The organism is Rhodococcus sp. ACPA1, assembly GCF_002300195.1.
Classification (GTDB): Bacteria; Actinomycetota; Actinomycetes; order Mycobacteriales; family Mycobacteriaceae; genus Rhodococcus_F; species Rhodococcus_F opacus.
Window position 1 is genome coordinate 310627 of the sequence record NZ_NSDX01000002.1, and the last position, 18148, is coordinate 328774.

General features: G+C 65.1%; 15 protein-coding genes. 6 read left to right on the forward strand and 9 right to left on the reverse strand.

The annotated features are described in order from the left end of the window. Nucleotides 1-118 precede the first annotated feature (118 nt). From CJ177_RS07985 to CJ177_RS07995, 3 genes are read right to left on the reverse strand one after another with little or no spacing between them, the layout of a single operon-like run. On the reverse strand, nucleotides 119-895 hold the full coding sequence (locus CJ177_RS07985) for an enoyl-CoA hydratase (protein ID WP_061044923.1): 777 nt from the start codon (nucleotides 893-895) through the stop codon (nucleotides 119-121). Continuing rightward, on the reverse strand, nucleotides 892-1971 hold the full coding sequence (locus CJ177_RS07990) for an enoyl-CoA hydratase/isomerase family protein (RefSeq protein WP_095867527.1): 1080 nt from the start codon (nucleotides 1969-1971) through the stop codon (nucleotides 892-894). Before CJ177_RS07990 ends, CJ177_RS07985 begins: the two co-directional genes overlap by 4 nt. Then, a complete protein-coding gene (locus tag CJ177_RS07995) occupies nucleotides 1968-3131 on the reverse strand; it encodes an isobutyryl-CoA dehydrogenase (RefSeq protein WP_095867528.1) in 1164 nt (387 codons plus the stop codon). Before CJ177_RS07995 ends, CJ177_RS07990 begins: the two co-directional genes overlap by 4 nt. 205 nt (nucleotides 3132-3336) lie before the next feature. On the opposite strand from CJ177_RS07995, the gene CJ177_RS08000 reads away from it, so the two are divergent. Continuing rightward, the gene (locus tag CJ177_RS08000) at nucleotides 3337-3855 is read left to right on the forward strand and encodes a MarR family winged helix-turn-helix transcriptional regulator (RefSeq protein ID WP_179443168.1); all 519 of its coding nucleotides are present in this window, start codon (nucleotides 3337-3339) and stop codon (nucleotides 3853-3855) included. Next, nucleotides 3852-4763 carry a LysR family transcriptional regulator gene (locus tag CJ177_RS08005; RefSeq protein WP_095867530.1) on the forward strand — a complete coding sequence of 304 codons (912 nt, stop codon included), beginning with the start codon at nucleotides 3852-3854 and terminating at the stop codon, nucleotides 4761-4763. The genes CJ177_RS08000 and CJ177_RS08005 overlap by 4 nt, the downstream gene beginning before the upstream one ends. Nucleotides 4764-4848: 85 nt before the next feature. Here CJ177_RS08005 and CJ177_RS08010 read toward each other — a convergent pair whose 3' ends face one another. The 4 genes from CJ177_RS08010 to mmsB all read right to left on the reverse strand — a co-directional run bounded on the left by CJ177_RS08010 (nucleotide 4849) and on the right by mmsB (nucleotide 9232). Then, nucleotides 4849-6063, reverse strand: a complete 1215-nt coding sequence (locus CJ177_RS08010) for a CaiB/BaiF CoA-transferase family protein (RefSeq protein WP_095867531.1) — start codon at nucleotides 6061-6063, stop codon at nucleotides 4849-4851. Between the two features lie 14 nt (nucleotides 6064-6077). Continuing rightward, entirely contained in the window at nucleotides 6078-7580 is a 1503-nt protein-coding gene (locus CJ177_RS08015; RefSeq protein WP_095867532.1) for an aldehyde dehydrogenase family protein, read from the reverse strand. 51 nt (nucleotides 7581-7631) lie between these two features. Continuing rightward, complete coding sequence (locus CJ177_RS08020) at nucleotides 7632-8201, reverse strand: adenylate kinase (protein WP_095867533.1); 570 nt, start codon at nucleotides 8199-8201, stop codon at nucleotides 7632-7634. Between the two features lie 68 nt (nucleotides 8202-8269). After that, nucleotides 8270-9232, reverse strand: a complete 963-nt coding sequence (gene mmsB / locus CJ177_RS08025) for a 3-hydroxyisobutyrate dehydrogenase (protein WP_331712250.1) — start codon at nucleotides 9230-9232, stop codon at nucleotides 8270-8272. A 672-nt stretch (nucleotides 9233-9904) separates the two neighbouring features. Between mmsB and CJ177_RS08030 the strand changes: the two genes are divergently transcribed. Beyond that, nucleotides 9905-11056 (forward strand): MFS transporter, encoded by a 1152-nt coding sequence (locus CJ177_RS08030; protein ID WP_226955745.1) that lies wholly within the window; start codon nucleotides 9905-9907, stop codon nucleotides 11054-11056. On the opposite strand, the gene CJ177_RS46665 is transcribed toward CJ177_RS08030, so the two are convergent. After that, on the reverse strand, nucleotides 11039-11890 hold the full coding sequence (locus CJ177_RS46665; protein WP_226955746.1) for an AraC family transcriptional regulator: 852 nt from the start codon (nucleotides 11888-11890) through the stop codon (nucleotides 11039-11041). The genes CJ177_RS08030 and CJ177_RS46665 overlap by 18 nt on opposite strands. Nucleotides 11891-13059: 1169 nt before the next feature. On the opposite strand from CJ177_RS46665, the gene CJ177_RS08040 reads away from it, so the two are divergent. After that, entirely contained in the window at nucleotides 13060-14109 is a 1050-nt protein-coding gene (locus CJ177_RS08040) for a LacI family DNA-binding transcriptional regulator (RefSeq protein WP_025432464.1), read from the forward strand. Nucleotides 14110-14249: 140 nt separating this feature from the next. On the opposite strand, the gene CJ177_RS08045 is transcribed toward CJ177_RS08040, so the two are convergent. Further along, nucleotides 14250-15623 (reverse strand): MFS transporter, encoded by a 1374-nt coding sequence (locus CJ177_RS08045; protein ID WP_095867534.1) that lies wholly within the window; start codon nucleotides 15621-15623, stop codon nucleotides 14250-14252. Between the two features lie 341 nt (nucleotides 15624-15964). Here CJ177_RS08045 and hisD point away from each other — a divergent pair, with 341 nt between their 5' ends. Together hisD and CJ177_RS08055 are read left to right on the forward strand one after the other, a co-directional pair. Then, nucleotides 15965-17311, forward strand: coding sequence for a histidinol dehydrogenase (gene hisD, locus CJ177_RS08050; protein WP_095867535.1), 1347 nt, complete (start codon nucleotides 15965-15967; stop codon nucleotides 17309-17311). Between the two features lie 9 nt (nucleotides 17312-17320). Beyond that, entirely contained in the window at nucleotides 17321-18067 is a 747-nt protein-coding gene (locus CJ177_RS08055) for an SDR family NAD(P)-dependent oxidoreductase (protein ID WP_095867536.1), read from the forward strand. The last annotated feature ends 81 nt before the right edge of the window (nucleotides 18068-18148 follow it).

Consider the following 18148-nt stretch of genomic DNA (forward strand, 5'->3'; position numbering starts at 1 on the left):
CGAGTTTACTTCCACGCCGGAGCGGAACTAGACCGAATTCGGTGAAGCCGGTTGGTGTGACACCGGTATTCCGACCATCGCCCCGCACCGGAGCCCGGTGCGGGGCGAACGTCGGGGTCTAGCGGTGTGTGAACTCCGGCGTGCGCTTCTCCACGAACGCGGCCATGCCTTCCTTCTGGTCCTCGGCGGCGAAGGTGGAGTGGAACACCCGCCGTTCGAAGCGGAGTCCCTCGGTGAGGGTGGTCTCGAATGCCCGGTTGACTGCTTCCTTCGCCATCATCGCGACGGGCAGTGACATCTCGGCGACGGTGGTGGCGGTCTTCAGCGCTTCGTCGAACAGGTTGGCGGCAGGGACGATCCGGGACACGAGTCCGGCCCGCTCGGCCTCCTCGGCGTCCATGCTGCGGCCGGTCAGGCACAGTTCCATGGCCTTCGCCTTGCCGATTGCGCGGGTGAGTCGTTGTGAGCCACCGATGCCGGGGATGACGCCGAGTTTGATCTCGGGCTGACCGAACTTGGCGGTATCGGCGGCGAGGAGGATGTCGCACATCATCGCCAACTCGCACCCGCCGCCGAGCGCGTATCCCGCCACTGCGGCGATGATGGGTTTGCGTGCGGCGGCGATGCGGTCGCCGATCGAAAAGAAGTCGCCCAGGTAGACGTCCATGTACGACTTGGTGTGCATTTCCTTGATATCGGCGCCGGCGGCGAATGCGCGGTCGGAGCCGGTGATGAGGATCGCGCCGACGCCGCTGTCGGAGTCGAGTTCGTCGACAGCGGTGACGATTTCGCGCAGAAGCTGGGTGTTCAACGCGTTGAGTGCTTTCGGGCGGTTGAGGGTGATGATCCCGACCCGGCCTTTGCGGTCGAGGAGGATGGTGTCGTAGTCGGTCACTGGTCTTCTCCGGTGGCGGTGGGTGGGGTGAGCCCGAGTTCGAGGTCGCCGAGTGGTGCGAAGAACGCGTCGACCCGCGCTGGGTCGACCTCGTCGATCGTGGCGGGCGACCAGTGCGGGTTGCGGTCCTTGTCCACGACCTGCGCCCGGATGCCCTCGACGAGGTCGGGTGAGCGCAGGCAGGCGACGGACACCCGGAACTCGTCGTCGAGGACTTCCTCGAGACTGCCGGCCTGCCGGGCGCGGCGCAGCGATTTCAGGGTGACCGCGCACGCGGTCGGCGACTTCGAGCGCACCTGCTCGGCCGCCTTCTCCGCCTCGGGCACCCCACTGCCGCGCAGCCGGGCGACGATGTCGGCGACAGTGTCGGCCGAGTACGCGGCGTCGATCCAGTCCTGCTGCGCCAGCAACTCCGATGCCGGTGCCGGTTCGGTGAACGCGCCGAGCGCCTCCTGAACGGACGTCGTCGACAACGCGTCGATGAACTGCTCGATCTTCCCCGAGGGGATGAAGTGGTCGGCGAACCCGCACGCGATCGCGTCGCCGGCGCTGAGCCGGGCGGTGGTCAGGGCGATGTGGGTGCCCAGCTCGCCCGGGGTGCGGGCCAGCAGGTAGGTGCCGCCGACGTCGGGGACGAACCCGATCCCGGTCTCGGGCATCCCGATCATCGACCGTTCGGTGACGATCCGCACGCTGCCGTGCGCCGACACCCCGACCCCGCCGCCCATCACGATGCCGTCCATGATCGCCACGTACGGCTTGCCGTAGTTCGCGATGGCCGCGTTGAGGATGTACTCCTCGCGCCAGAACTCCCGCGAACCGGTGCCCCCGTCCTTCGCGTCGTGGTAGATCGACACGATGTCGCCGCCCGCGCACAGGCCCCGCTCCCCGGCACCGGTGATCACCACCGCCCGGACCGCGTCGTCGCCGGACCACCCGGCCAAAGCCGCCGCGATCTGCCGGACCATCGCATGATTGAGGGCGTTGATCGCCCGGGGCCGATTGAGCACGATCCGGCCCAGACCGCCGCTCGTGGTGATCAGAACTTCCGGTTCCGCCGGTACCGCCTCGCTCATGCCGCTCCCTGCTTTCCGTGTCCGGCCCCCGCGACGACGCTGCGGGCGATGACCACCCGCATGATCTCGTTGCTGCCCTCGAGGATCTGGTGCACCCGCAGGTCCCGGACGATCTTCTCGATTCCGTACTCGGCAAGATAGCCGTACCCCCCGTGCAGTTGCAGCGCCCGGTTCGCGACCTCGAACCCGGTGTCGGTGGCGAACCGCTTCGCCATCGCACACAGCTCGACGACGTCGGGGGCGCCGTCCTCGAGCGCCGCCGCCGCCCGCCACAGCAGGGTGCGGGCCGCCTCCAGTTCGGTGCGCATGTCGGCGAGCTGGAACTGCAGTGCCTGCGAGTCGATCAGCGGCGACCCGAACGCCTTCCGGTCCCTCAGATAGGCGACGGCCTTGTCCAACGCGGTCTGCGCGCCGCCCACCGAACACGCCGCGATGTTGAGCCGGCCACCGTTCAGGCCGGCCATCGCGATCCGGAAACCACCGCCCTCGGACCCGAGCAGATTCGCCGCCGGCACCCGCACGTCCTCGAAGATCACCTGCCGGGTCGGCTGGGCGTTCCAGCCCATCTTCACCTCGTTCGGCCCGAACGACAGACCCGGCGACCCCTTCGGGACGATGAACGCCGAAATCCCCCGCGGCCCGCCCTCCCCGGTGCGGGCCATCACCACATACACATCCGAGGTGCCCGCCCCGGAGATGAACTGCTTGACCCCGGTCAGGACGTAGTCGTCGCCGTCGCGGACCGCCCTCGTGCTCAGCGCCGCCGCATCCGACCCGGCCCCCGGCTCGGTCAGGCAGTAACTGCCGAGCTGATCCATCGAACACAGCCCCGGCACCCACGCACGGCGCTGCTCGTCGGTGCCGAACCGGTCGATCATCCAGGTGACCATGTTGTGGATCGAAATGTACGCGGCGATCGACGGGCACCCCTTCGCGAGCTGCTCGAAGATCCGGGCCGCGTCGACACGAGTCAACTCGGACCCACCCACATCCTCACGGATATAGATCCCACCCATCCCCAAAGACGCCGCCTTCCGCAGGACATCCACAGGGAAATGCTTGGCCTGATCCCACTCCACGGCGTGCGGCGCGAGATGCTCGGCCGCGAAGTCACGGGCGGTGTCGCTGATCGCCCGCTCGTCATCGGTCAAGGTGAACATACAGATCGACCCTTTCAGATCGGAGAAGTTGGAAGTACTATAGTTGGATATCCATGTAAATCGCCAGTGGGTGTGACCCACTCCGAACCGGAACAGTTCGACACGGAAAGTGCCGACACCGTCCCGTCCGCCGAACGCAAGTTTCGCTAAATACACACTCAGGGCGTTCATTCGATGCCCATTCCGGACAACTAGGAGGCTTCCGGTGGCCACTGCGCAACCACCCCGCCTGGCGCCGGCTGCCGAATCTGTGGCGCCGTATACGTCGCTGATCGCCGCCGTACTGCAGACGCAGAAGCTGATCACCCATCAACTCAACTCCACGTTGCGTCCACTCGGACTGTCCTTCGCCCGGTACGAGGTCCTGGCCATGATGGTCGCCGCGAACGCTCCACTGCCCATGGTGCGGATCGTCCGTGCTCTCGACAGGCATCCCACCACGATCGGAACGCTGATCGAAGGGCTCGAGGGTTCCGGGTTGGCCTTGCGGACGATCAATCGGTCCGATCGCCGCTCGACCCTCGTCACGATCACCGAGAAGGGTCGCGAGGTGGCAACCTCGGCGACCCGCGCTCTCGATGCCGTCGCCCTCGTGGACCCGAAGGTCATGCGCCGTCTCCACCAGGACCTGCAACAGCTACTCTCTGCAACCCGACGTGCATCGACCGCCGAACCGGGCGGACACCGCACCACGGCGGCCGACCTGCCGGGAGGCCGGCCGTGATCGACGTACGCAACATCCGCTCGGATGATCTTCGGTACCTGCTCGCCGTCGCGCGAACCGGTCGCCGCCAATCCGCGGCACTGGACCTGGGCGTCGACCACACCACCGTCTCGAGGCGTGTGCGTGCGCTCGAGAAGGTCCTGGGTGTCCGTCTGCTGCAGCGCAGTGCCGACGGGTGGGAGCTGACCGATGTCGGCCGATCGATCGCGGAGAAGGCGCGACTGATCGAGGAAGCCGTCCAGGAAACCGCCGACGTAGTCCTCGGTATCAGTGAGAATCCACTCCGGGGAACCATCCGGATCACCGCTCCGGACGGATTCGGGTCGTTGTTCGTCGCTCCCGCGTTGGCCAAGCTGCGGATGAGTCACCCGCACCTTGTCGTCGAGTTGATCACGGATACAAGGCAACTGAATCTGTATCAATCAGGGTTCGACCTCGCTGTCGCGGTGGGCACGCCGATCAGCAGTCGGCTGGTCTCCGAACGTGTTTGCCAGTACGCGCTGGGGTTGTACGGCAGCGAAGGGTACTTCCACGAGCACGGCGAACCCGGCAGCCTGGACGAGCTGACAGCGCACCCGCTGGTCTTCTTCGTCGACTCCTTGCTGCAGGTCGGCGATCTCGACCTGAGCCGGCATCTTCCCGGTGTCGCTGCAAAGTTCATGTCCACCAACATCTTCGCTCATGTCGCTGCCACGCGTTCCGGCGGTGGCATCGGGCTGTTGCCGGCGTTCATGGCGGACGAGCATGCTGATCTGCGCAGGATCTTGCCGGATGCCGTCGATGTTCGGCTCGCCTTCTCCCTGGCCGCGCGCCGCGAAAGCCTCACCAATCCGGCGGTACAGGCCGTCCGGCAAGCGATTCAGGACGAGGCGCGCAGTCGGCGAAACGAACTGGTCCCCACTGTGTAGGTTCCCGGCGCACCCGGGGCGGCGTCGCAGGAGGCAGACTCCTGCAACGCCGCTGCCCTATGTGCCAGTAGGACTCTCACCGAGTTCACGCCTGCGCCGGCACCATCGCATCGAGCGGATCGGTGGCGTCGACCGAGTCGAGCCAGTCGAGAATCTGTTCGGTGTGCTGTCCGAGTACCGGCGGGGCAGCATGCGCGGCCCGCACCAGCGACTCACCGCCGGCCGTTTCCATCCGCAGGGACGGGCCCGGCAACTGCACCGGCCCCACCACCGGATGCTCGACTTCGAGGAGTAGTCCCTGGCTGCGGGTCTGCTCCCACTCGTAGACCTCGTCGATCGTGCGGATCGACCCCGCGGGAACACCCGCGGCCTCGAGTTCGGCGAGGATATCGGCCCGAGGACGGCGGGCGAAGTCGGCCTCGATTGCCGTGATCAGCTTGTCGCGGTTCGCGACCCGGTCCCGATTGACGGCGAACCGCGGATCCTGGGCAGACAGTCCGGCCACCGGGGCGAATTTCGCCCAGATCGCCTCGCTGCCGACCGCGATCTGAACGTATCCGTCGGCGCAGCGGAAGCTTCCGTACGGGGCGATCTGCGGGTGGTGGTTGCCGGACCGCTGCGCGACCTGTCCGCCGACCGTCCACTTGGTGCCCTGGAAGGTGTGGGCGCTGATCGCGGCGGCCAACAAGGACGTCCGGACGACCATGCCCTTGCCGGTCTTTTCCCTCGATGCCAGCGCGGCCGACACACCCGTGGCGCCGTGGACACCGGCGAGGACGTCGGCGACCGGGACTCCGATCCGCGTCGGCTCCCCGTCGCGGTCACCGGTCACCGACATCAGCCCGGCCTCGCCCTGCGCGATCTGGTCGTAGCCGGCGCGGGATCCTTCGGGCCCGTCATGCCCGAAGCCGGTGATCGACAACGTGATCAGGCGCGGGTTGAGCTCCTCGAGCACGTCGGCCGCAAAGCCGAGCCGGTCGAACGCGCCCGGCCGCAGGTTCTCGATCAGCACGTCCGCCCGCCGGATCAGGCGACGCAGCGCATCCTTACCGTGCTCCGATTTGAGGTCCAGCACGATCGATTCCTTGTTCCGGTTCGCCGACATGAAGTACGACGACTGCGGGTCGTCGGCCGGCCCGACGAACGGCGGCCCCCACGTGCGGGAGTCGTCGCCGGTGCCCGGGGCTTCGACCTTGATCACGCGGGCACCGAGGTCGCCGAGCATCATCGCGGCGATGGGCCCCGCCAGCGCCCGCGAGAGGTCGAGCACGAGGATGTCATCGAGTGGTCCGACAGTCATGGTGCGCTCCCTTCTCAGAGTGTGCGCAGGCGCACGTTGACCTGCTTGGTCTGGGTGAATCCGGCGATCATGCCCTCGAGCGACACTTCGCGGCCGAGGCCACTCTGCTTGTATCCGCCGTAGGACTGGCCGACCATCTGGCCTCCGCCCTGGTTGACCTGCACCCATCCGGTTTCGAGGGCGTGGGCGGTGGACAGAGCCAGATCGAGGTTGTGTGTCCACACGTATGCGGCCAGACCGTAGTGCGAGTCGTTGGCCATCTCGATGACGTCGGAGTGGTCGTTCCACGGGATCGCGACGAGCGCGGGCCCGAAGATCTCCTCCCGGGACAGGCGCCAGGAGTTGTCGGCGCCGGAGAACACGGTGGGGCCCATGTAGTAACCGTCGGAATTGCCGAGCTTGTCCGGTGAGCCGTCGAGGGCCACCGACACCTGGGCCGAGCTCAGTCCGTCGTCGAGGAACCCGCACACGGAGGCGAACTGCTTGTCGTTGATGATGGCGCCCATGTCCGTGGACTCGGCGAGCGGGTTCCCGACCTCCAGACCTGCCAGGGTGGTGACGAGCCGGTCGAGGACCTCGTCGTAGATGTCCTGGTGGAGGAACAGCCGGGAACCGGCGGTGCAGCTCTGGCCCTGCCGGTGCACCCGGGTCGACAGCAGTAGTTGATTGATGAAGTCGTCGTCGATGTCCACGTCGGGGAACACGATCGAGGGGTTCTTGCCGCCGAGTTCGAGGGAGACGTGTGCGAGGCGGCTACCGGCCTCGCGGGCCACTCGTCGCCCCACCTCGGTCGAGCCGGTGAAGGAGATCTTGTCGACGTCGGGGTGCTGGACCAGCGCCTCGCCTGCGACCCTGCCGGATCCGGTGAGGACGTTGAGCACACCGGCCGGCAGGAACTCGGCGCAGATCTCGGCGAGGAGCAACACGCTCAGCGGGGCGGCCTCGGCCGCCTTGACGACGACGGTGTTGCCCGCGACGAGTGCCGCGGGGATCTTGAATCCGGCGATCATCAGCGGGGAGTTCCAGGGCAGGATGCATCCGATGACGCCGAGTGGCTCCTGCCGCGAGTACTGGAGCTGATCGTCGCCGGCGGGCAGGACGGTGCCCTTGATCTCGCCGGCGACACCGGCGAAGTACCGGAACAGGTTCGCCAGGGTGGCGACCTCTGGGCGCGCCTGAGTGCGCAGCGCGTTGCCGGTGTCGAGGGCGGTGAGGCGGGCCAGTTCCTCGGCGCGCGCATCGATGACGTCGGCGATCCGGCTCAGGATCCGGCCCCGTGCCGTGAAGTGCTGAGAGCGCCACCGGGGGAACGCCTTCTGCGCGGCACGCACCGCGCGATCGACGTCCTCGGTGCTCGAGGACGGGACACGGCCGATCACATGCTCACGCAGGATCGGGGTGGTCACTTCACTCCACTGACCGGACAGGGCTTCCACCCAGGCGCCGTCGACGAACATGGGGTAGTCGCGGGCTTCGGGGATGTGGAGCTCAGCGAGTGAGGTTTGTGTGGAGGTCATGTCGGAATCTCCTTGATATAGGATGGCTCTGCTGGAGAGCGGGGAACAGCGCTAGGCGGATGGAGCGACGCTTCCGCGCTCGGACAGCGCGCCGATCGCGTGGGCGTAGACCTCGTCGACTTCACCTCCTGCATCGACCGACAGAAGAACTGGCGCGTAGTAATCGAGCAGCGGTCGGGTTTCGTCGTGATAGACCCGCAGGCGTCGACGAATGACGTCCTCGGTGTCGTCGGCGCGGCCACGGGCAAGCATCCGCGCGACGACTGCATCGTCCGCTATCGAAAAGTCCAGGACGGCGTTGATTTGGCGCAGCTGCCCGCCGAGGAGCTCATCGAGGGCGATCGCCTGCGCCACGGTGCGGGGGAAGCCGTCCAGAATGAACCCGGCGGCCGTGTCGTCGGCTGCGAGTCGCTCCGCGACCATACCGATGGTGACCTCGTCCGGGACCAGTTCGCCGGCATCGAGGAACGATTTCGCCGTCTGTCCCAGTTCCGTGCCCTGTGCGATGTGGCTGCGGAACAGATCGCCGGTCGAGATGTGGGGGAGCTGCAGTGCGGTCGAAAGAGACTGCGCCTGTGTGCCTTTACCCGCTCCCGGCGGCCCTGTCAGAATGATGCGCACAACGAATTCCTTTCACATCGAGCAGTGCCTCACTCCCGCGGCACGGGGCGAGGTCTACGTGGGAGGGGCTACGACTGTTGTGCCTGCGCGTCATATGCACCGGCACGGATCGCCGTCACGATCGCAGAGAAGTCACGACCCGGGCCGTCCTGGGCGACGAACTGTTCGTAGAGTTCGGTGGCGCGCCGTCCGAGCGTCGTATCGACACCGTTGTCCGTCGCGGCGGACTGCGCGAGTCGGAGGTCCTTGAGCATCAATGCACTCGCGAACCCGCCGGCATAGTCGCGGTTGGCGGGGCTGGTCGGAACCGGTCCGGGAACCGGGCAGTTCGTGGTCAACGCCCAGCACTGACCAGACGCGGTCGACGAGACGTCGAACAGTGCCTGGTCGGTCAGGCCCAGCTTTGCGCCCAGCGCGAAGGCTTCGCTGACGGCGATCATGGAGATCCCCAGAACCATGTTGTTGCAGATCTTCGCAGCCTGACCTGCTCCGGAGTCGCCGCATCGGACGATACGGGACCCCATGGCGTCGAGAAGTGAGCTTGCTCGGTCCACCGCGTCGGCCGGGCCGCCGACCATGAAGGTGAGGGTTCCGCCATCCGCGGCGACCGTGCCTCCGGACACCGGGGCGTCCACCGCCTGATGCCCGGCGCCGACAGCCAGTTCAGCGGCGGCTCGCGCGTCGCCGACATCGATCGTCGAGCAGTCGAGGAAGAGGGTTCCCTGCGATGTGGCCGGGACCAGGTCGGCGTAGACGTCGAGCACGTGCTTACCGCTGGGCAGCATGGTGATGATCACGTCGGCACGCTCCGCTGCGTCGACAGGTGATGCAGCAGAATCGATTCCGTGTGATTCCGCCTTCTCCGATGCCGCTGGGGAGGGGTCGAATCCGGTGACTGTGTGGCCGTTGCGCACCAGATTCGTGGCCATACCCAAGCCCATGTTTCCGAGGCCGAGGAAAGCGATCTTGCTCATCTGTACTCCTAGCGGTGTGGTAGCCGACGTTCCACGCGTGGTCCGAGTCGATGCCAGCAGGTTGTATCGACTCGTCCGAGCCCACGGGATAGACCCCGGAAATCTCTTCGCTTCGCGCAGCTTCCGGCGGGGACGAATACAAGTGTGCCCGGCTAGGGGAGGCCGGCGGAATCACCTAACCTGCAATGGGGATGTGCAATATTGCATCACCGCGCGCCGACAGCAAACCCGTACCTCGGTATCGAAGTGACGGGCGGAGCAGTGGGGGAGGATGACGGCGTCGAGCCTGCCATCGCGAGTCGTGCGTGGGGCTGGTCCGGATCGCAATCGATCTTCGGACCAGCCTTGGGTCCCGACCCGGACGGCGCGCTGGTCACCCGTCCTGCCGACGTCACTGCTGCGCCCCACGCAGACCAAGCGGCCTCCAGTAAGTGCTCACGCCCCCAATCGAGGACATTGGGGGACAGGTAGGCATCCGCCGGAAGCGTACGTGCATCTGAGAGCTGTTCCTGGAGGCCGGAGCCCAGTGAAACAGCGGTGAGGGGTGCGGGCGGGAGGGCGCCGGTGGCCGCGAAAATTGTGTGGACGTTCGGCTCTGTTGTGTGGACGATCGGTCCCGTATTTTCAGCGCATTCTCGGAACGATCAAAGAATGACAACAAACACCGCACCTAGAATCCTCCCCCCACGCCGCTCCGAGCGTGCTGGGTGGGCGGGGGTGCTTATCCTCATGGCCACCAGTTTTACGCTGGTGCTCGCCGAATTTCTTCCGCCCAGTCTGCTGACACAGATGGCGGCCTCTCTCGACATCACTGAGGGTCAGGCGGGACAGACGGTCACCGCGACCGCGTTCATGGGGTTTTTGGTGGCCCCCGTCGTTGGCATGATGTTTCCCCGGCTGGACCGGCGAACACTTCTGACTGGTGTTGCTCTGACCGCTGCGGTGTCCAACATTCTGGTCGCCATCGCACCCAATCTCGTGCTGTTGCTCGTCGCCCGGTTGATCCTTGGGGCCGCAATTAGCGGATTCTGGGCAATGTCGTTGGCGATCGTCTCCCAACTGGTGGCACCGGAACGCCTGGGCCGTGGCCTCATGCTCGTGAACGGTGGCACCACCGTGGCCACGGTGGGCGGAGTGCCCCTGGGTGTCTACCTTGGCTCCGTGTTTGATTGGCGCGTGGTGTTTGTCGGTGTAGCCGTAGTGTCGGTGCTGGTCGCTATCTTGTTGCGCACCGTGTTGCCTGCAATCGCCCCTGCCACCACCACGGGATTCCGTGAGTTGGCGGACACCCTAAAGGTGCCCGGCCTGTCGTTGGGCCTGATAGGGCATGTGCTCACCGTCCTTGGCCACTTTGCCGCGTTCACCTATATTCGGTTGGCATTCGAGCAAGTGCCCGGCATCGGCGCGGGCGGAATCGCAGGGTTGTTGGCGGCGTTCGGTATTGGAGGCCTCGCCGGAAACGTCGTCGTCGGGCTGCTCGTGGACAAGCACCTAAACCTGATGCGTTTGGTTGTGCCTGCACTCATCGGCTTTGGCATCGCTACGGTCGCGCTCTTCCCTGGACAATTCTGGGCCGTGGGGGTGGGCGCGACAGCATGGGGTATCGGATTTGGGGCGTGGTTGCTGGTGGTCAGTACCTGGATCGGGCGGCTCGCTCAGGATCGGATGGAATCCGTAGGCGGGCTGATCGTGACCGGCTTCCAGATTGCGATCACTCTTGGAGCGGGACTCGGTGGCGTGGTTGCCGATAACGCCGGAGTGCAGGTGACATTGATTGCCGCCGCAATTGCTGCCCTCGTTGGTGGAACCCTATTCCGAATGGCCAGGACGACAACAGCAGGAAGCTTGAAGGCATCACCGGACCTATACGGCAGGAAGTAAGAGGGACCGTTGTTGTCCGCGCCAGACTGCGGGCGCGGACCCGGTGTGCCGTCGAAAGGCGCGCCTGAAACCGGCCTCAGATTCGTACCCGAGGCGGTGGGCAGTTTCTGCGATGCTCAGCCCGTCACGGATCAAAAGCGTTTTACTGGTCTCCATCCGAACTTCGGTCAAATATGATGCCGGGGTTTGACCTACCAGCGTGGTGAAGCGCTCCGCGAAGGCTGATCGAGACATGGTTGCCACCTTCGCCAGGTTTTGCACGGTCCAGGCATCCCCAGGGCTCTCGTGGATCGCATCGAGGGCGCGAGCAACAAACGGGTCCGACACCTGGTGCAGCCACCGCTCGGGCGCGCAGCCAAGCTCAGCCCACAGCCGGATTGCGGCCGAGACGATGGTGGTGGAAATGAGGCTGCACACCACCGCATCACCTGCACGACTGAAATCGGAAGCGGTGGCTTGTCCGCTGAGCATACCCTCGATGAGCATCGCCATATTTGGTTCACGTTCAGAGAACTCTCTCACCAACAGAGTGTTGGGGAAAGTGCCGAGAGTCTGAGCTGAGCCGCCCGAAGGCAGAAACCATGCGTTGATAACGTTGGACTCGCGCCTGGCGCGGATCTCGGCTCGGTGGGCCCGGGGGTAAATGATTAGGTCACCGGCGGAAAGTTCAGTTCGTTCTCGGCCTACTCGAAGTGCTGCAGTTCCTGCAGAAATGTAGGAGAACCCGGCGGAGTCATGCACCCGCGCGACTCGTTCACCCGGCGCCAGCAACTCACGCTGTGCAGCCTGAACGGGCCAGTCCAGCGAGGCCAACGCACGATCCAAGGCCCCCATCTGCCGAGGCTCGTTCTCTATTACTTTGAACACCGTCGTGCAACTCCGTAACCGTCTGAATATATTCCTCGACTGCCCTGAAGCGGGCAGCCTCGGCCGTCCGTTGGAATAGTCATGTCTACCCGGCGGCAGCTAGGAGGATGTGGATTGACTATTGAATCTTCGTCGCGCCCAATGTATGTGCGTAACGTCGGACCGATGTTCGGCGTCGAGCGCCTTCGTCACGCGGCCCGACCAGGCGTCGCGTTCGGCAGCCCAGGGGACTGGACGCGCGGCCTTCCCCTATGCAGTTCGGAACAGGTGCATCCGTCGTGCCGCGTGCCGAGGTCCCCTTCCGGGGACAGCGCACGCACAGGCGGTTCGTGCGACTCCTCGGCGAGAATCGCGTCATCATGGCGTCGAATGTGCTTGCACCCCGAGTCTCGTCGTGGAAGGTGCTGTTGGACTGCCTCATTCGCCATGTCCTCACTTGTGGAAGCTGTCTTGTCCGATCTGTGCACCGTTTGACCTGTTTCGATGGCGGCCGTAGCGGCCGACGCCTTAGGTATTCCGCCATATAAGTAGTGCACGAATAGATAGTGTACGCGACATGTTGAGACGTGACGATGAGGTATGGCCGTTCGTATTCTGCTTGCCAAGGCCGCGTCCACTGTCGCAACCTCGATCCCCTGTGCTCTTTCCCGAGGAGGGTGAGCGTCGCGCGATCAGGAGACGCCGCGAATCGATCGCGAACATATCTGTCAGGAAGGCCCACTCGAGCGGGAATGAAAGAACCACGCCGTACGGGTCGGCGAGTTGCGCGGCGTGTGGGGAGGATTGTCCGCGGCGGAGCGCCGACACCTCGAGTCAGTGCTCATGCGCGAACAAAGAAACCGCAGAGCGCTGATCATCCGCCGCGATACCGGCTTCCTTGCAAGAACATTCGAATTGGCACTGTAACTGGCGACGTAAATGAGCAATCCGCGTATAGGCGTATCACTACCGAATACGTATCCGTTCATCCTTGCCGAGAGGGCTAGCGACCTCCGCAGATTGGCGTCCTCGGCCGGTTCGCGTCGTTGTGTTTCGGAGAACGAATTAGGATGGTTGACGTGGGATGATGGGGAGTGCGGCGGCGCGCGAGCTGCGGCGTCCGACACGGTGCGAACGCGGAGGCGGAGTGGATACGTATGGCTACGAGTAGGGACGTCGCGAGGATCGCCGGGGTGTCCCAGGCCACGGTCTCACGCGCGCTCAGCAACGGCAAGGTCAGCGCTGCGACCCGCAAGAAGATCATGGAGGCGGCGGCGTCGGTGGGCTACGTCCCGAACCTCGGTGCGCGCGCGATGAAGACCGGCCGCGTGGAGACCATCGGGGTGGTCGTTGCCGATCTGACCAATCCGTTCTATCCGGAGATTCTCGGCGCATTGACCGAGTATCTGGACAAGGCGGGACAGAAGGTGACGCTGTGGAACTCCGACGGTCCCGGCAATGATGCCGCGCTGGAAGCGATCAATGCCGGATCCATCGACGGCATCATCTTCACCACGGTCACCGAAGCCTCGGCGCCGCTGCGCGCGGCTCTGGCCAAACGTAGCCCCGTCGTGCTGATCAACCGTGTCGTCGAGACGCTGCAGTGCGATCAGGTCGCCAGTGACAACGCCACCGGAGGCAGCGCCATCGCCGACTACCTCCTAGCCAATGGGCATACCGAGATCGCATTGATCGGAGGGCCGCCCGCCGCCAGCACCGCTCGCGACCGAACCCGGGGCTTCACGCAGCGGTTGCTCGAATCCGGTGCGCCATTGAGAGCCGATCGGATCGTGGAGGGCACATCGTTCAGCCACGACTACGGTTACACCGCGACCAAGAGACTCCTCGAGTCTCCGGACCGGCCCACCGCGATCTTCTGCAGTAACGACCTGATCGCGTTCGGCGCACTGGATGCCGCTCGTGCCGTGAAAGTTGCTGTTCCCGAGGACTTGTGGATCGTCGGGTACGACGACATCGCGATGGGCGCATGGCCTGCATTCGATCTCACCACGATGCACCAACCCACCCGGACCATGGCAGAGGCCGGAGCCGAGGCGCTGCTCGAGCGAATCGAGAACCCCGACGCGCCGTACAAGACTTTGACGTTCCGGTCCCACCTGGTGCCGCGGGGGTCGACGGCGTGCACCCCGGTGAGTGCGCCGCCATCGGAGGCTGCAGCGGTCGACTCGGCGGGTCGCAGGTATTGAGCCGGTAGCTCACCGGCAGTCGGCACGGATCGGCGGTCCATTCGTTTCCGGTTGGCACTGTGAGGTCTCAGGGCATACAGCTGTGGGACGGCGTGGTCACGAACGTCGTGACCACGCCGTCCCACATCGGTCAGTTGTTGCTACCGACCTGTGGTGGGGTCGTGTTCTTCGCTCCAGCCCCGGCGCGACCGCACACGCGGCGCTGTTTCCGGGGACAAGAGCGCACCGGCGATCGTGATGAGTGAGGTCGACACCATGTATCCGGCGACGAGCCAGTAGCGGTCGAAGTCCGGCCCGATCAGGGCTGTGGCGAGCAACGGTGCGAATCCACCGGCCAGCACGGCGGCGACCTGCGGTCCTACCGACGCTCCGGAGTAGCGCAGCTTCGGTTCGAACAGCTCGGTGAAGTAGGCCGGTTCGACGGAATAGCACAGGTCGCGGCCGACGTTGCAGGTCAGGATCAGTACCAGCAGCACCATCAGGAAGTCGCCGGTCTGCACGCCCCAGAAGAACGGGAAGGCCATCAGCGCCATCGTCACCGCGCCGGCCAGCACCGTGTAACGGCGGCCCCACCGGTCCGAGACCCAGCCCCAGAACGGGATGGTGAACAGACCGAGTCCGGCCATGATCATCGTCGCGAGCAGGATGTCGTTCTTGGCGACCAGGATCTCGGGGCCGTAGGGGAGCAGGAACGTGGTGTAGATGTAGTAGTTCGCGTTCTCGGCGAAGCGCATCATGATCACTCGCACGATAGTCAGCGGGTGGGTCTTGATGACCTTGACGACGGGCATCTTCTCGATCTCGCCCTTGGCCTTGATCTCCTCGAACACCGGCGATTCGGCGACCTTGCTGCGGATATAGAAGGACAATGCGATCAGCGCGAGCGAGGACAGGAACGGGATCCGCCAGCCCCAGGCCTCGAACGCCTCGTCCGGCATCAGCCAGATGACCAGGAAGAAGGCGCCGTTGGCGAGCAGTGTGCCGGCCGGCACACCGATCTGCGGCCACGAGCCGAAGAATCCGCGACGGTTCGCGGGCGCGTACTCGGTCGCCATCAGCGCCGCACCGCCCCATTCGCCGCCGACGCCGAGTCCCTGCACGATGCGCAGCAACACCAGAATGATCGGAGCCGCGATACCGATCGTCGCGAAGTTCGGCAGGCAGCCGATCATGAATGTTCCGAAGCCCATGAGACCGAGAGTCATCATGAGCATCTTGTTGCGCCCGACCCGATCGCCGAAGTGCGCGAAGATGACTCCGCCGATCGGCCGCGCCGCGAAGCCGATCGCATAAGTACTGAACGACAACAAGATCCCCACGAACGGATCGACGTTCGGGAAGAACTGGCCATTGAGGATGATCGCCGCGGCCACCCCGTACACGTAGAAGTCGTACCACTCGATGCACGAGCCCAATACCGAGGACACCATCGCCCGACGGCGCATGGCGGGATCGACGGCAGGGGCTGTGGTCGCCGAAGTCGGTGGTGGGTTAGTGGACGCGTCGACAGACATGTGAGCTCCAATGCTAGGGGGAGTGGAGGGTGGCGCAGGTTACATCTGCTCAGGCCTGACGTGAGTGTATACGTAATCACTAGATAGTCGAGAGATGCTCTGAAGATTCTCGTCATTTCACGATGTGCCCTCGGTGCCTGCGGCTCAGTAATCAGATTGCTGTGCAGGTAGAAGAGGGATATGCGCCGCGGGATTGACCGGGGAACGCGCCAGGGCGTTGCGCACGACTGTGGATACGTATACAGTCACCCTGGTAAGTGACTGGCACCACATCGGAACGGTCACGTGACGTCAGCCCGGCGGACGATCGTCCGCCGATCACACGATGGAGGACTTCTCTCATGACGATCGCCGCAGTTCGCCGGCCCGGTATCCGCACCGTGGACCTCAAGGTTCCCCAGAGAGAGAGCGTCGAGCGGGGTAGCACCTCGTCGGTGCGGACGACAGTGGAGAACGTCATCGAGGACATCCGTCAGCGCGGGGACGTGGCGGTGCGCGAGTACTCGGAGAAGTTCGACAACTACTCCGCCGACAGCTACTTGCTCAGCTCCGAGCAACTCGACGAGATCGTCGCCCGGGTTCCGCGTCAGGTGATCGAGGACATCACCTTCGTGCAGGAGCAGGTCCGGGTGATGGCGCAGAAGCAGCTCGAATCACTGACCGATTTCGAGATCGAAACTCTCCCTGGAGTTTTCCTGGGACAGAAGAACGTTCCCATCCAGGCGGCGGGCGCCTACATTCCCGGCGGCAAGTACCCGCTGCTGGCCAGTGCGCACATGACGATCATCACCGCGAAGGTAGCCGGAGTCGAGCGGGTGGCCGCGTGCACCCCACTCATTCGTGGTGAGGTACCGGACGCGACGATCGCCGCGATGCGGCTGGCCGGCGCCGACGAGATCTACCTGCTCGGCGGTATCCAGGCAGTGGCCGCTCTGGCCGTCGGTACTGAAACCATTCGCCCGGTCAACATGCTCGCCGGACCCGGGAATGCGTTCGTCGCCGAGGCCAAGCGTCAGCTGTTCGGCGAGGTCGGCATCGACCTGTTCGCCGGCCCGACCGAGGTGCTTATCGTCGCCGACGAGGACGCCGACCCGTTCATCGTCGCCGTCGACCTGCTCTCGCAGGCCGAACACGGCCCCGACTCACCCGCCGTCCTGATCACCACCAGCGAGGAACTCGGCCGCGCCGTCATCGACCACATCGACACCATTCTGGTCGACATGCCCACCCGCGACTTCGCCGGCGCAGCCTGGCGGGACTGGGGGGAGGTTCGGGTCGTCGAGGACCTCGACCAGGCGTACGCGCTGGCCGACGAATACGCGTCCGAGCACGTGCAGATCCTTACCCGGAACCCGCGCGAGGCGCTCGAGAAGATGCACGATTACGGTGCTCTCTTCCTGGGAGAAGGAACCTGTGTGTCTTACGGGGACAAGGTCATCGGAACCAACCACGTGCTCCCCACCCGAGGCGCGGCGCGCTACACCGGTGGTCTGTGGGTCGGCAAGTACCTGCGCACCGTGACCTACCAGGAAGTGACCAACCCCGAGTCCAGCGCCTTCTTCGGGGAAGTGTGCGGTCGCGCGGCCCGCGTGGAGTACTTCGAGGGCCATGCCCGATCCGGAGACGTCCGCGCCGCGAAGTACCGCGGCGAGGCGCTCTCCTGGTCCGACCACCGCTTCACCAACTAAGGAACCGTTTTGACCACCTTCGATCTGAAGGGGAAGACCGCCCTCGTCACCGGGGCGGGTCGGGGTCTCGGCAAGGCCATCGCAGATGGGCTTGCCGAGGCCGGTGCCGTGGTCTACGGCACAACCCGAAGCCGTGAGACCGGAGAATCGGTATCCGCCCGCTACGGCACTCCCTCCGTGGCACTCGAGATGACCGACATCGCCTCGATCCGCCGCGGTGTCGCCGAACTCCTCGACGCAAGCGGCGGCATCGATTTGCTCGTCAACAATGCCGGCATCAATATCCCCAAGCCCGCTGTCGAGATCACCGCAGAGGACTGGGACTCGGTCGTGGACACGAACCTGCGCGGCAGTTTCTTCCTCACCACCGAACTCGCCAAATCATGGCTGACGTCCCCGTCTCCCGCGGCGGTGGTCAACATCGCCTCCCAGACAGGGCTGGTCGCCATCGAGGAGCGAGCCGCGTACGGCACCAGCAAGGCCGGTCTGATTCACTTGACGAAAGCACTTGCGCTGGAATGGGCGTCGAGCGGTATCCGGGTCAATGCGGTGGCACCGACGTTCGTTCGCACCGAACTGACCGAGTCGACCCTGAGCCGCCCGGACTGGGCCGCCGAGCTCCAATCGCGGATCCCCATGGGGCGCTTCGGGGAACCGGAAGACATCGTCGGTGCGGTCCTTTTCCTGCTCAGTGACGCTGCATCGCTGATCACCGGTCACACCATTGCGATCGACGGCGGATACACCATCCGATAACAGCTGGCCCACCGGCAAACCGACGCCGAACACTCCAGGCGAACCCCGCCGCTCCTCCCGGAGTCCGAACCCGAAAGTAGA

Coding starts and splice junctions, on each gene's coding strand:
- CJ177_RS08015 (WP_095867532.1), bottom strand. CDS start 7,580: ATGACCTCCACACAAACCTCACTCGCTGAGCTCCACATCCCCGAAGCC.
- CJ177_RS07995 (WP_095867528.1), bottom strand. CDS start 3,131: ATGTTCACCTTGACCGATGACGAGCGGGCGATCAGCGACACCGCCCGT.
- CJ177_RS46665 (WP_226955746.1), bottom strand. CDS start 11,890: ATGGGGGCCTTGGATCGTGCGTTGGCCTCGCTGGACTGGCCCGTTCAG.
- CJ177_RS08010 (WP_095867531.1), bottom strand. CDS start 6,063: ATGACTGTCGGACCACTCGATGACATCCTCGTGCTCGACCTCTCGCGG.
- CJ177_RS08040 (WP_025432464.1), top strand. CDS start 13,060: ATGGCTACGAGTAGGGACGTCGCGAGGATCGCCGGGGTGTCCCAGGCC.
- CJ177_RS08045 (WP_095867534.1), bottom strand. CDS start 15,623: ATGTCTGTCGACGCGTCCACTAACCCACCACCGACTTCGGCGACCACA.
- CJ177_RS08030 (WP_226955745.1), top strand. CDS start 9,905: ATGGCCACCAGTTTTACGCTGGTGCTCGCCGAATTTCTTCCGCCCAGT.
- CJ177_RS07990 (WP_095867527.1), bottom strand. CDS start 1,971: ATGAGCGAGGCGGTACCGGCGGAACCGGAAGTTCTGATCACCACGAGC.
- hisD (WP_095867535.1), top strand. CDS start 15,965: ATGACGATCGCCGCAGTTCGCCGGCCCGGTATCCGCACCGTGGACCTC.